Origin of the sequence: Bacillus sp. CR71 (genome assembly GCF_003429245.1) — a bacterium.
Classification (GTDB): domain Bacteria; phylum Bacillota; class Bacilli; order Bacillales; family Bacillaceae_G; genus Bacillus_A; species Bacillus_A thuringiensis_S.
In genome coordinates this window covers 3,454,990-3,469,139 of record NZ_CP031748.1, presented here as the reverse complement: position 1 = coordinate 3,469,139, position 14,150 = coordinate 3,454,990, and the positions used below count along the sequence as shown (strand labels likewise).

The following is a 14,150-nucleotide window of genomic DNA, read 5'->3' as shown; positions in this document are numbered from 1 at the left end:
TCGCGTTTTGTTGGTGTTACCCCTTATATGGCGTTAGGGTGGACTGGTTACATGCCTTCAAGCCTGAAGCATGGGGAGTTACATATACCAGACAAAGTAGCTCCTTGGCTTTGGGGATGGCCAAATCGTTTTCTTAATCGAATGGATAAAGCTGATACTCGAGTTATTGTTGTAGGAGGAAATGGATTTGGATTTTCAAGTGGATTTGACTCGCTTGAAGATATAAAACGTCTTCCTGACGATTATACAGGTGGAATTTGGACAAACCGCATTGATAAAATAGCACCTGTATTTCAAAAATAAAAGATGATATAACAATCGAAGTTTTTTCATATGTTTAACCATTTATATTTTAAAAGAAGACTTATTAATAATATTGAAGTTTTATACACCGATAAACACCGCTGATGACCTCCATTATTTATAGGAAATCAGGGGTGTTTTTTGGATGAATGCAACTCACTGTAATTCAAATCGAAGTACGACAACAATCAAAAAATAACCCGCTACATGTAAAAAATGGGCTAAATCCACATTAATAACTCATTGTAGATAAATTATTAACCTTGCAATACCTTCTTAAATTTAATTGTAGGGGTACCGCCACATCGCTATCAAGCTAACAAGACAATATCCCCCCTAAAATGAAAAAGGCGTTATTCTTTCTGAGAAATCATAGGAAAGGATAACGCCTTTATATCAATATGACTGTATCCTATATGAAAAATTAACATCGTTCCGAATGTATATATTGTACACATTGTGTATAATGTGTTCATAAGCATTTAAGAGGCAAGGAGTTGAATCATGAAAATCTTACTATCTAATAAGTCTAAGTCGCCTATTTATCAACAAATCATTGATCAGATTATATTACAAATATCAAATGAAACATTGAAAGTAGATGATTCGTTACCTTCTATGCGTTCATTAGCAAGAGACTTGAAGGTAAGTGTTATTACTTCAAAAAGAGCGTACGAAGAACTTGAAAAAGCGGGTTACATCTACTCTATAGTAGGGAAAGGCTCGTTTGTTGCAAAACAAACAAAGAAACAACGTGCGGGTGAACCAAGTGATCCAATACGTGAAAAGTTCAGTACAATCGTTCGAGAGAGTAAGGCTAATCATTTATTAAGGGATGAGTTAATACAAATTATTAATCGTATTTATGAGGAGGAATAAATATGGAGAACATTGTAGAAGTGAAAAATGTTTCAAAAACATATAAGGGATTTTCTTTAAAAAATGCATCGTTCAACATCAAAAAGGGGTTTGTAACGGGATTTATTGGTGCAAATGGTGCTGGGAAAAGTACGACAATTAAACTTATTATGGATCTTATTAGCAAGGATAGTGGAGAAATCACAGTGTTTGGTAAAGATCATCAAAAGGACCAAGTTTCTATTAAAGAGCGTATAGGATTCGTATACGATGACAATATCTATTATGAAGATATGACAATTCATCAACTGAAAAAATTCATTGCTCCAGCGTATAAAAAATGGGATGAAAATCAGTTCCAATCCTACTTACAGCGCTTTGAGTTACCGACTAACATAAAAATGAAAGAGATGTCTACAGGGATGAAAATGAAGACTTCCCTTGCGTTTGCACTTTCACACCATGCCGAATTTATACTTATGGATGAACCGACATCTGGACTCGATCCTGTATTTCGAAGAGAACTTTTAGACATCCTTTATGATTTAATGGTCGATCAGGATAAAACAATCTTTTTCTCCACACATATTACCACCGATTTAGATCGTATTGCTGATTTTATTGTATTTATTCATAATGGAGAGATTGTATTTGAGAAAGATATACATAGTATTTCTGAAGAATATGCAACTGTAAAAGGGGATAAATCCTTGCTTACGCCGAAAATCAGAGAACAATTAATCGGGATTCGTGAAACAAACGTGGGATTTGAAGCACTCACAAGTAACGCCAGCCGTTCACGTACGCAATTAGGAAATGATGTATTAATTGAAGAAGCGACATTAGACGATATTATGTACTATACAAAAAAGGGGAATATTCAATATGTATAATTTAATATTAAAGGATTTTCGATTGCAAAAATTAATGATCTTATTCTATCTACTTGGTATATGCTTTTTTATAGGGACGTTTGGAAGTTTTGGGTTCATAGTCGTTTTGGTGGCTGGTTCTTATATGATAAATCTACATTATTACGACGAAAAGAATAATAGTCACAAATTTATTAATAGCCTACCTTATAGTAGAAATAAAATTATTATGTCAAAATATATCGGTACAGTGTTGTTTACAATTCTAGTAGTTCTATTTTCATTATTGATTCAAGCAGTAATTCAAGTTGCATCCCCGAATTATGGAGTTGAAATTGAAACTCCACAGACAATTATGGTTAGTGTTCTTACTGTCATGTTGTTTACGTCTATCTACTTACCATTTTTCTATCGCTTCACCAATAAATATTTGATGGCTGCTGTCACCATTATTTTCCCTGTATGTGTTGTTTTATGGAGACCACTTGAGGCATATGTGCATATTACTGAACTTGTATATAGTGTTACTACACAATTTACTATTAATCAACTAATTGCACTTGCTTCAATCGTTACCATGCTTATATTTATCGGTTCTTACTTCTTAACGGTGAGAATTTATAAACGTACTGATTTTTAAAAATTCTTTTTAACTGAAATATAGAATACTTAACAAGTAACTGTTGTACAGTTTTATTCTTAAACGCTTTGGCGCTACTCAATCGCTATCAAACTAATAAAACAAAATTTTCCCTTCAAATGAAAAAATACGCTATTCTTTCTGTAGAATTATAGGAAAGGATGGCGTTTTTTATGTCTGTTTCTGTGTCTAACGAATTACAATTATTTGCTCAAGAGATTCAAAGTGCCCGCTCGTGTAATTGTTCATCGATTAACAAAACAACAGCAACAAAAACGATTACAAGATCAAGCTGTAAGAGAAAAAAAGAAAGGAATGAAGTATTCTCCTCGTAGTAAACGACTCAGTAGTATCAATGTATATATGACAAACACCCCTACAGATATTGTCCCGATGGGACAGGTACATGACTGGTATTCTTTGCGTTGGCAAATCGAAATTTTATTTAAAACGTGGAAGTCATTCTTTCAAATTCATCATTGTAAAAAGATAAAACCAGAACGATTAGAGTGCCATTTATATGGTCAATTGATTGCAATTCTACTCTGTTCCTCTATCATGTTTCAAATGCGCCAATTGCTTCTCATAAAGAAAAAACGAGAGCTTAGTGAGTATAAAGCCATATATATGATTAAAGACTATTTTCTTCTTTTATTCCAAACTATACAAAAAAACACCCAAGAGCTATCAAAGGTGTTACTTCGCCTGTTCAATCTCCTGCAGCAAAACGGGCGGAAATCTCATCGATATGAGAAAAAAACGGTCTTTGATATATTAGGTGTCGTTTACAATTGTACCATGTCTGAAAATCAAGCCGCTTAATTCAAAAAAGTGAAACCCGTTAGGGTTTATTTCGTATGCAAATCTTTCAATCATCTACACTTGTCCTTTAGAAAAAAGAAATAATCTCGTTTAAAATTGACTTTGCGTAAGCTTAGCTTGATAGCGATGTGGCTGTACCCCTTGTATAAGAGTTTGTTTTTAAACAAACTCTGTCTAAATAGTATCCTGATATTACAAAAAAGAACTAAGATGTTTCATCCTAGCTCCTTTTTAGCAATATCAACTTATTATATACATTCATCAATCGTTATTTTACTTCATTGGCAACAAAGAAATGCTCACATACACTTGAAATACGTTTTAAATCCACATTGCCACCTGAAATAACCGCTACTACTTTTTTACCCTGTACATATTTATCAACTTTGCCTGCAAGAAGAGCGGCTGTTGCTAATGCTCCCGCACCTTCTACGACAGCCTTTCCGCGTTGCAATAAGTCTTTCATCGCTACTTCTAATTCTTCTTCCGATACAGTCACAATTTCATCTACTAGGTTTTTTACAATTTCAAAGGTTAAATTTCCAGGTATTTTAACTGCACAACCATCCGCTATTGTTGGAGCTTTATAATGTGATACAATTTCTCCAGCATCATAAGAAGCTTTCATACCGTGTACGTTTTCAGCTTGAACTCCAATAATATTAATGGAGGGATTAAATGATTTCAGCGCTACAGCAATTCCTGAAATAATTCCTCCTCCACCAATAGGTACAATAACAGTATCAACATCCCACATATCATCCAGAATATCTAACCCAATTGTCCCTTGGCCAGCCATTACTTCTACATCATCATATGGATGTAGGTATGTTTCGCCTGTTTCTTTTATAATTTCTTCACATTTCGCTTTTGCATCATCAAATGTATCACCGTATAAAATAACTTCAGAACCATATCCTCTCGTCGCATCCACTTTAGCTTGCGGTGCAGAGGTTGGCATCACAATTTTGCTTTGAATTTTAAGTAAATGAGAAGATAATGCAACACCTTGTGCATGATTTCCAGCTGAACAAGCGATTACACCACGTTCTTTTTCTTCATTTGTTAGTTGGGAAATTTTATTAAATGCACCACGAAACTTGAATGAACCCGTTAACTGCATATTTTCTAACTTCAAATAAATTTCTCCACCGGTTTTACTGGTTAAATAGAAAGATTTAACCAAAGGCGTTTTTCTAGCATTTCCATCTAAAATTTTTTTTGCTTTTTTTATATTCCCAATGTTAAGTGGTAAAATCTCATTACTCATATTAACACTTCTTTCAATGGATTATAATCTAATTCTAGTGTTGTACCTAAATTCTCATAAGTTATTGTCCCTTTGTAAATATTTACCCCCGTCGCTAAACCCGGTTTATTTTGGATTGCATTCTCCAATCCATTTTTAGCTATTTCTAGTAAATACTCAATATTTCCATTTGCTAAGGCCATAGTTGAAGTACGTGGAGTAGCACCAGGCATATTTGGTACTGCATAATGGATTACATCATGCTTAATAAATATAGGATTATCATGAGTTGTATAATGATCGACTGTCTCTACCGTACCACCTTGATCTATTGCAATATCCACAATGACACTTCCTGGCTTCATAGATTGAACCATATACTCTTTAACAATTTTAGGAGGGCGAGATCCTGGTATTAAAATTGTTGAAATAAATAAATCTGCTTCTTTAATCGTTCGCTCTAGATTTTCAGTATTAGATTCAATTATATTTACTTCTTCTGTTGCGTATTGCTTTCTTAAATATGCAATTCTTTCTTGATTAACCTCTAGGATTGTAACACTACATCCAATTCCAATTGCCATATCACAAGCATTAGTTGCAGCATTTCCTCCACCTAAAATAACTACATTTCCGGCAGGAATTCCCTCAATACCTGATAATAAAATCCCTTCTCCTTGATGTTGTTTTTCTAAATAATATGCTCCCATGAATACAGCACGACGCCCAGCAATTGCACTCATTGGCTTTAATAATGTCAAAACACCATCTTCGCTAATTGTTTCTCCTGCAATTGCAGTAGTACCAGCATTTCTCAGTGCTTCGACACACTCTTTCGACGCAGCCAGATGTAAAAAACCCCAGATTATAAGATCTTTTTTAAAGTAACGATATTCTTCAGGTAATGGTTCTTTTACTTTAACTACCATATCGACTTCCCAAGCTTCTCCTTGTGCTACTAAATTTGCACCTGCGCCTGTATATTCATCATTTGTATATCCTGATCCAATACCTGCATCTTTTTCTACTAAGATTTGATGCCCTTCTTCAACTAACTTCCGAACATTTTCAGGGGTCATTCCTACACGTGCTTCTCCCTTTTTTATCTCTTTAACTACTCCAATTCTCACTTCTAACACATCCTTTTATAAGCAATATAATACCTAGGATTAAAAAAGTAATACATGAATTTACCAAACTTATTATGTCCATTCATGTTATTTTTATCGCCTAACTAGCTTTTAAGGTAGAAAACATCCAATATCAATTATTGTTATAAGGATATGTAAACATTTTTCGAAATCCCAGGTAATATTCCTCCTACCAAAAGTATGTGGAATTGATTCGGTAACTAAAGAGACGATGCGCTGAAAGTAACTATGTTCCCGGAAGGTTAACAAACACTACTTAAGAACGCCTAATCAAACGATTGTATCAAATAAAAGATACTGATTAATATCAATTATCATATGTTATTGATGAGAGGCGAATCGTTAAGAAATAGATTCCGAAAAATACTTCTATTACTACAAAAGCTTTTTAACCATTTAGTGTTATAGAAATACCACTAAGGAATGTATATACTGAAATTGTTGCTATAACAGCATTGCTACTTGTATTAATAACAGAAACTGTATTAGAATTCACATTGGCAAAATATATATGAACTAATTCAGTCAATGATGACCTAATAAACGTAGATGTAAATTAAGAAACCTCTTTAGAAAGAAAAACCTAATTAGGGACTGTTACTGTGCTTTTACAGCAAGGCTATTCAAGAAATTACTAATTGAAGAAGCTTGAAAAATGCGTAGGCTAAAAGAGCTGATATTATAATACTTTTCAGTAATTATAAGTATTGATGGAAAGAATTTAGATTCTTTTGGCTGCCAAGATTCGTTATGCCATTCCTGACTGTGGAAGTATAATTCATACCTATTTATTTTATCTTGCATAACTTTTTTGCTGTAAACTGACTTCTGGACTTCAATGAAAAATGGAGATCTACGCCAAATTGTAAATGCATCTGGTTCCATGAATTCTTTACCGTACTTTGGCTCCACTTTAAACAGTTTAGGTTTTTCATAATAGATAAGCTGTTTATACACATCTAATATGCCTAGAAAGTGGGGAATCTTTTGGCTAGTTTTGCGAAGTGTGCTGGATTGAGGGAAGTAAATGTATGGCTGTTGCGAGATATTGGCATTCACATGACCATCTCTTCTTAATCGCTTCATCACCGTATTACAGCATGTAACCGCGTTCTTTAATCCTTGAAAATGCAAATCAATAATATCATCACGAGACATACATCTAAAACGCTTCAAATTGTTTAGTATGGCTTTGTCTCTATTCCTCATAATCTAACACCCCGAATAATTGATTTTCTTCTTGTGGTAGGTTTTGCAACTTTATATTCTCTTTCGGAACGCGATAAGGTTCAACTATCTTCTTGGCTTTACTTAATTCTAAATAAGGAGATTGTACTTTCTTTAATCCATTTAACTTTAATATCATTTGGCCAGATTGCTCCAAGCGTTCTGAACCAGGAGTACCCATAATATTACTATTAATTGTACTATCACATTTAAAGCCCATTCTAACCGTCATATTGAGCTTTAACTTACCATCCAACACTTTTGCATCAGGTCGTTGCATACTTAGCATTAAAAAAACTCCAAGTGCCCTTCCGACTGCCGATATTTTTTCAACTATAGACATACATTCCTTTTCATCTTGCAACATAACCACTTCGTCGATAGCAAGTAAGATATATGGTTTCTGATTATCAGGATTTAATTTGTTGTATTCGTCAATATGATCTACTTCATACTCTTCCATCAATTTTCTACGTTCGCGTATTTCCTTCCACACTTTCTGCAGCATAATCTTCATTTCTATTTCTTCCATGCAAACCTCTTTTACGTGTTTCACCCTTCGCAAGAAATGAAATTCGGAATTCTTCAAATCGCCCAGGTACAAATGTAATTTATCAGGAGACATATATTGAATAAGTGTAGACAGTACAACGCGTACCATACTACTTTTCCCGCTCCCCGTCTCTCCTGCAATTAGAAGATGCGGCGTGTTTGAAGCAATCATGTCATACGTAATCATATTTCCAAATTGGTCACGCCCCACAATTACAGGAAGATGATGTTGTATAAGTAATGGCTGCCACTTCTTATAACTGTAATTGTATGCTTGTAGCCCAGCATCCGAAAGAAACACATTAAGTACAAACCTTTTAATATCACCTTCAATTGCTACATTACGCCCTAATATTTGTTGAAAGCAAAACCACTTCTTTTCAATATTTTTCGGATCTAATCCGTTTGGAATGGTAAATATGTATCGAACCTTTTCTTTCGAGGAAAAAATGTCATGTATCTTCGGATAAATGGGTACTTTTCCACCTCTTGTTTGATGGTCTACATATAAACCTGCCTTTGTAAATACCTCTATAAGTCGATTCTTCAAACTTTGTTTATGAAGCCAATCCTTTAAAATCCCCATGTAATTTCCTCCTTAAAACATCTCCACAATTTGAATGAATACATACCCAATGAAACAAACTCCACCTATCCTCATTCCATGATATATTCCATCACTTACAAGTTTCGCTGCTGCAACATGATCATTTTTCACAAGATGCTTTTCTAACAACGCCCCTCCAATTGTCGTTACTCCTAAAGCTCCTAAAGAGATAAATGTAGTTAACATATAAATTTCCCCTTTATAAACAGAATTTTGAATGTTGATGATACATGGGCTTACAAACTTAGAAATTTGGTAGAGTTACCTTGATAGCTAATTTGGTAGCAACCTTGATACATCTTATTGTGAATAGCTTGTACAATATGCAAATTTTTCTTTGCAATTGCGTATAGTTTTTTGCATTTTGGACAAGGATGATTAAAAAAGATTATGGAGGAGATTAGCGTGTGGGGTAGAGGTATTGGAAGACATAGAACAAAGCTAGCTAAATTTTTAGCTAGCTACGATTACTCAATTCAGGATTTTTCTAAAGCTAGTAAAGTAAACAGAAATACATTAGGCCAACTGTGTAATGACAAGGATTATGTACCATCACCAAATACAATGCAAAAAATAATGAAGATTGTTAGAAAACATGATTCTCGAAAACAAGTAACTGACTTTTGGCATATATAAAGAGAATAAACTCTTTATATATCATTCCTTATGCAAGCTTGATATTAATTTTTATAGGGATACGGTAACGATTCCTTATAGGCATTGCCTTACTGCCCTCTCGTTCTCGCACTAAGCCTTAATTAATTTTTTAGTAGTGGAAGATTGTTTTCTTTTATTAAATCATAAATGAATTTTTCTAACACACTTTCAGCTGCTTCTCGCATTTGATCCGGTGTTGAATCATTAAACACCTTTTCTATCTCCCTAAGTAGTTGTTTTAAAGAATGGGTTTCCTTGCTATTTTCCAGGAATTCCTCACCTAACCCTTGAACAAATGTACTAATAACAATTACCTTTTCCAATTTAGTTAGTTCCATCTCTATGCCTCCTAATCAGATTATCATTCTCATCAAACACGACCTCTCCCCTAATTAATAAAGAGTTACCAAAAGTCTTGGTGTTATGACAAGATATGCATAGATATTGTCGATTCTCATGATTTAAGTATTATATTTATCCTGTGGTCTAATCTTAACGATATGCTCAGAAACTTCCCTAAATCGTGTAATTTTCATAATAGACAAGTAAAAGTCTCTAAAGGTATTACTTTAAATTCAAATCACACGTTTGTTAGGATCTATAAATCCACACTAGAGATAAAAAGTGGATTTATAGACCCGTATTTTTGGACAAATTTACCGGCTGAATTAACAGAAACTTTGTGTTACTCTGAACTTGTTGAATATCCCAATACATTCAACAATGCTCAAAATTGCATATTTACTATGCAACCATCCACCCAGATACCTTAGTTAATACTTCTCCCTAATTGTCGTTATTGCTAAGGTATCTTTTTAGATGCCCTGTGTACAGTTTTTTTCTCTCAGTGATAAAGCTATTTCCCATTTGATATAATCAATTTTTTCAGTACATTTTCTTAACAAAATTCAGATTTGGTATTTTTACTACCATTTACTTTATATACAGTTTTTAAGTTTTTCCCTTACAATTTTGAAATCTTCTGCTAAAATCTAAACATATTTTTGCGAACACTTAATTAATATATAAAAATTAAGTAAAAGACTTTTATATCATTTTAAATGGTTGCCATAAAGATAAGGCAAATATCCAAGTAGGATCTCCATTTCCTTGATAGCTTTGAACCGCTTCATAAAATTTCCCTTGATACTCTACTTTATCGCCCTTTGTATATGCCTTCTTTGGATCCCATTTTTCATAAGATACATTTTGATCTTTTGTTTTAATTGGAAGAATATCACTTTGAATCGATGTATTTCCAGTTGCATCTACAGCCCTCACTGCATATTTATATTCCTTATTAGCTGTTAAGTTTTGATCAGTAAACGTCGTTCCTTGTACCATTTGAATCAATTGTCCATCACGTAACACTTGATATTCTTTTACACCCACATTGTCTGTAGAAGGATTCCATTTTAGCTCTACACTGTCTGATGCAACATTGCTTGCATATAATCCTTGTGGCTGTGTTGGAGCTTCTGTGTCCGGTTTCGGATTAACAATTTGATTTACTTTCTTCAGGCCATCCTTTGTAACTTCATATATTACTTTTTTATCAAAGCTTTCGCATTTATTATTATCCAGATTTGTTAATGTCGCTCTCTCTCCACCTTCTAGGTGTGTAAGCTCAATAAAATTGCCTACTTTTACTGGGACTGTTTTTGATTCAGCATTTTGTTTGTTATTCCCATAAATCTCTTTGTTATATACCACTTTACCTGATGTATCCTGTACTTTAATACTTGCATACGTGCTATCAAAATAATTGTGTGGTGTACCTGCTATTAAACTAACTTGCAATTCTTCTGTTGATTTATTTAAATCAAGTTTTGCAAATTCAAAATCTCCTATACCCTTCATCGACCATGCAAACCGATCCCCTTCTAAAATGTTTGGAGATTCATTTTTGATTTTCACCTTTTTTTCCACAGTTTGATCAAATATATCTGTTAATACAATTTTTGCATAAGTATTTGTTGGTAATGATATAGATTGACTGATTCCATTTTGGTAAGATTTAATATCATTAATTACGTTAATCGGTTGGCCCGTCATATTTTCATTATTATAAATTTCAATTTTCCCCTTAAATTGAGGTGTACTACTATCTTTTAATTGCCAAGTTATATTTAATTTTTCATTTTCATAATACATAGACTTTACATCATAATCTAGTTTTCCTATTTCAGGTTGGCTAGGTTGATTTAACGTAAATGTTTTTCCTGTTCCAATAGTTGATCGAGAGTCTCCCCCAGCCTTAAACCAAAGATATTCTGAAGTAGCTCCCCCATCCCAATTATTATTCAATGGCTCTTGCCCCTCTATTGATTGAGTATTCCAAGATGTCCATTTTTTATCTGAGATATTTCTTCCATATCCATTTTTTACACGTGCCTCTCTTACATCTTGTCCATTACCAAGCCAGTCTTCTTGAAACAGCGTTTGTCCATAGTTAAATGTAACGTTAGGAACTGGAAAGTCCATAATCCCAATAAGCTTCCATTGGTTTTTTGAAACATCTTTTAACCACTGTCCAAATTTTGTGTGTCCATTCTCTTGCCAAGAACGCATTGTCATGCGATACCAATTATAATTCTTCCAATCATATGTCGTCTGAATTTTAAGACCTGTTCCTTCTCCACCAAAATTACTTGCAACTGATGTAGGGGATACATATTCTGCTTTTATTGCTTCCTTAGAAGAAATAGGATCCCAAACTGCAAAGTGCAAAGTACGCTTTCCATTTTCATCAAAACCGCTTTGTTGTTGGAATCCAGCATACCCACCAGCTTCTCCCCCCTGGTTCCAGTTATGTACAGCCCAATATGTATAAGGTGCTGTTTGAACAGGAGACCAGTCTATACTAATAATATCTGAAGAAACACTATTTTTAGGTGTAACATAAACTCCTGGAGCAGACGCCGCCTCTATGATAGAAATTGATGATCCAAACATCGAAAACACCGTGCTAGCTGCTGTAATTGCTAGGATTTTTTTGACGCCATTTCTTGTTCTTTGATTGAACATAATTTTCCCTCTCCTCTTTCGTTATTAATAACTATTTAAAATAATATCTCTCTATATACAATTGAACAAATTCCCCATGAATGTAGTACTATTTTAATAAAATGGATATATTTGATGTTATTTTCACTGTTATTCAATAAGCATTTATAGTATTTCGTTATAAATTTAAGTTATATATCGCTGAATTTATCCTATTAACAATAGAAAAATTCATAAAAATAAAAATATTTCAGAACTTTTTAAGCACTTATTAATTAAAAACCCCCATTTTTCTACAAATGAGGGCGTAATACATTGAAAATCTTATAGTTTACTTTCTACATCTTACTTGTCTAAAAAATATTGAATTCATTTTTAAGTATTTGATGATATTGTTTCTCTGTTATTTCTTTTTTAATTTTCTTTCCATGCCGGGTTTCTGTAAAACTTTGCTTAGTAAGTGCAATATGCCCGTGTTCAATTAATTTGCAAATAATATTCCCCTTATTTACTGGCGATTCTGGATGCTCTATAACCATGTTTTGTATAGCATTCACTTTCTTTTCATTAATTGCATTTAAATAAAAAGCATAACCGATAGACCAGGTATCACTAAGGTCCGAATCAAAAAAATGCGAAGTTTCTCCATTTTTTCCTTTTTTCATTTCAAACACATGGGTTCCTTTCTCCGTATTTTGTTTACGAACACGATATTCACCCGTTACAGAAGTTATACTGGCACCATTAAAAGGTACAGGATATAAAGGAAGATAGGATGCGAAACCAGCATCTATTATATAGTTTTGATTTTGGTGTTGTAAAACGATAAGTGCGTGGCCATCATCAGGGTTCCACTTTCTTGTTTTTGGATCAAAAAGAGTTCCAGCTATTCGATACACATTAAATCCACAATCACACAAAAAATAATATAATAAAGAATTAATTTCATAGCATAATCCGCCACGTTTCTTTAAAAGCAGCTTTTCTTCAATATTTTCTCTAGAAAATTCTTTCGTATTTCCTTCCATGATGTCTAAGTTTTCATAAGGTAATAAGTGCCCCATCTGCAAAAGAATTCTATGTAAATCTTCAAATTTCACATTTTCTCTTGGGGGAATTTTTAATTTTGAGAAAAACTTTTTTTGTAATTCAGTTAACATTATATATCTCCTCCATTTGCAGAAATCATATATATTTACCTATATATTAAGACTATTAATTATATATGGTGTACAGCTTGATTAATACATTTCATAAGAGTGTGTAGCACTAACCATATTAGCGACAATTAAGGAGCAAGTGCTCAAAAATTCCTTAATATTTATTCAAATGTATGTTTTTGATATTTTGATATCTTTGCTAATTCCCCAAAACTGAGTTGATAAGAATTTAAATGTAACGTCTAAAAGTGTACTTTATGAAAAATCAAAAATAGAGAATCTAAGATGCAGTTATTATTCAGATACATAACTATATAACCTTTAATCCTTCTACTTATACATATAATACTCTTTATATCGTTCAAACTTAGATTTTTTTGTTTTTGCTGGTATTATGGGTGACCTTAATGTTTTAGAGGGTGCCGCTTGCTTTGGCATTTCTAATACTCCACGTTTCTTGAGCTCTCTATACAAACTACTCACTTTGCACCCTACTATTTTCGCAATGTCTGGATATTCGGTCCCTTGATTAAATAATTGAACTGCTTGTTTGCATCTTTCATCCCATTTTTCTTCTGTCGTTCGATTTTTAACTGATTTTTTTTCTAACTTGAAATACTCTCTTTCTATATTACACTTCTCCGCATTATACTGTTCTGCGTCCGCTTGAAGATTACAAAACTCCTCCCCCTCTAAGGGTATCATTTGTGCTTTTTTCGTAATTACTTTCATGTTTCATTCACCTCATTTTATTTGATAAATTCTCGCATCCTACTACGTTATCTACAATTCTTGCTAGTTTCTCAGATAATACTTATAATAAGGCCATTAATACTTCTATCCTTATCACTTCTATTACAACTTTTAATTAATTATTTACAAGCCACATTGATTTTGCTGTTTACGTAAACTACTTATTTGACATTCAAATTGATGTACATTTCTTATACATATCCATTCCTTCTTAACACCAGCGCTTGCTAGCAAATGTAATCCCACTTCAGTTTTATTTTTCTTTTAGCAGCCTTTTCATCAAAAATCAATTC

At 33.3% G+C, this 14,150-nt stretch carries 14 protein-coding genes and 2 pseudogenes; 6 read left to right on the top strand and 10 right to left on the bottom strand.

From position 1 onward, the window contains the following. Window positions 1–24: 24 nt before the first annotated feature. From DOS87_RS17475 to DOS87_RS17455, 5 genes and pseudogenes are all read left to right on the top strand, one after another. Window positions 25–303: pseudogene (locus DOS87_RS17475) on the top strand (glycerophosphodiester phosphodiesterase); the annotation flags it as partial. A 504-nt stretch (window positions 304–807) separates the two neighbouring features. Beyond that, on the top strand, window positions 808–1,182 hold the full coding sequence (locus tag DOS87_RS17470; RefSeq protein WP_000698389.1) for a GntR family transcriptional regulator: 375 nt from the start codon (window positions 808–810) through the stop codon (window positions 1,180–1,182). Between the two features lie 2 nt (window positions 1,183–1,184). After that, entirely contained in the window at window positions 1,185–2,054 is an 870-nt protein-coding gene (locus tag DOS87_RS17465) for an ABC transporter ATP-binding protein (RefSeq protein WP_071714055.1), read from the top strand. Further along, entirely contained in the window at window positions 2,047–2,673 is a 627-nt protein-coding gene (locus DOS87_RS17460; protein WP_208730051.1) for an ABC-2 transporter permease, read from the top strand. Before DOS87_RS17465 ends, DOS87_RS17460 begins: the two co-directional genes overlap by 8 nt. Before the next feature lie 219 nt (window positions 2,674–2,892). Next, window positions 2,893–3,495, top strand: a pseudogene (locus tag DOS87_RS17455) (IS4-like element ISBce7 family transposase); the annotation flags it as partial. Between the two features lie 268 nt (window positions 3,496–3,763). Here DOS87_RS17455 and tdcB read toward each other — a convergent pair. From tdcB to DOS87_RS17425, 6 genes are all read right to left on the bottom strand, one after another. After that, on the bottom strand, window positions 3,764–4,765 hold the full coding sequence (gene tdcB, locus DOS87_RS17450) for a bifunctional threonine ammonia-lyase/L-serine ammonia-lyase TdcB (protein WP_098312199.1): 1,002 nt from the start codon (window positions 4,763–4,765) through the stop codon (window positions 3,764–3,766). After that, a complete protein-coding gene (ald, locus tag DOS87_RS17445; protein WP_208730050.1) occupies window positions 4,762–5,874 on the bottom strand; it encodes an alanine dehydrogenase in 1,113 nt (370 codons plus the stop codon). Before ald ends, tdcB begins: the two co-directional genes overlap by 4 nt. A 409-nt stretch (window positions 5,875–6,283) precedes the next feature. Next, entirely contained in the window at window positions 6,284–6,424 is a 141-nt protein-coding gene (locus tag DOS87_RS17440; protein ID WP_369812842.1) for a hypothetical protein, read from the bottom strand. 68 nt (window positions 6,425–6,492) lie between these two features. Further along, window positions 6,493–7,104 (bottom strand): replication-relaxation family protein, encoded by a 612-nt coding sequence (locus DOS87_RS17435; protein WP_016513387.1) that lies wholly within the window; start codon window positions 7,102–7,104, stop codon window positions 6,493–6,495. Continuing rightward, complete coding sequence (locus tag DOS87_RS17430; protein ID WP_097961226.1) at window positions 7,094–8,260, bottom strand: FtsK/SpoIIIE domain-containing protein; 1,167 nt, start codon at window positions 8,258–8,260, stop codon at window positions 7,094–7,096. Before DOS87_RS17430 ends, DOS87_RS17435 begins: the two co-directional genes overlap by 11 nt. A 12-nt stretch (window positions 8,261–8,272) precedes the next feature. Then, on the bottom strand, window positions 8,273–8,467 hold the full coding sequence (locus DOS87_RS17425) for a hypothetical protein (protein ID WP_097925370.1): 195 nt from the start codon (window positions 8,465–8,467) through the stop codon (window positions 8,273–8,275). Between the two features lie 219 nt (window positions 8,468–8,686). Here DOS87_RS17425 and DOS87_RS17420 point away from each other — a divergent pair, with 219 nt between their 5' ends. Then, complete coding sequence (locus DOS87_RS17420) at window positions 8,687–8,917, top strand: helix-turn-helix domain-containing protein (protein ID WP_000264559.1); 231 nt, start codon at window positions 8,687–8,689, stop codon at window positions 8,915–8,917. A gap of 122 nt (window positions 8,918–9,039) precedes the next feature. Here the strand turns inward: DOS87_RS17420 and DOS87_RS17415 are convergent, their stop codons facing one another. The 4 genes from DOS87_RS17415 to DOS87_RS17400 form a co-directional block, all read right to left on the bottom strand. After that, window positions 9,040–9,276, bottom strand: a complete 237-nt coding sequence (locus DOS87_RS17415) for a hypothetical protein (RefSeq protein WP_097925372.1) — start codon at window positions 9,274–9,276, stop codon at window positions 9,040–9,042. A gap of 709 nt (window positions 9,277–9,985) precedes the next feature. Further along, window positions 9,986–11,965: a DUF3472 domain-containing protein gene (locus DOS87_RS17410; protein WP_208730049.1), complete on the bottom strand. Its 1,980-nt coding sequence runs from the start codon at window positions 11,963–11,965 to the stop codon at window positions 9,986–9,988. A 332-nt stretch (window positions 11,966–12,297) separates the two neighbouring features. Further along, window positions 12,298–13,104: an arylamine N-acetyltransferase family protein gene (locus DOS87_RS17405; protein WP_071714062.1), complete on the bottom strand. Its 807-nt coding sequence runs from the start codon at window positions 13,102–13,104 to the stop codon at window positions 12,298–12,300. Window positions 13,105–13,434: 330 nt separating this feature from the next. After that, a complete protein-coding gene (locus DOS87_RS17400; RefSeq protein WP_000864835.1) occupies window positions 13,435–13,836 on the bottom strand; it encodes a hypothetical protein in 402 nt (133 codons plus the stop codon). Between the last annotated feature and the right edge of the window lie 314 nt (window positions 13,837–14,150).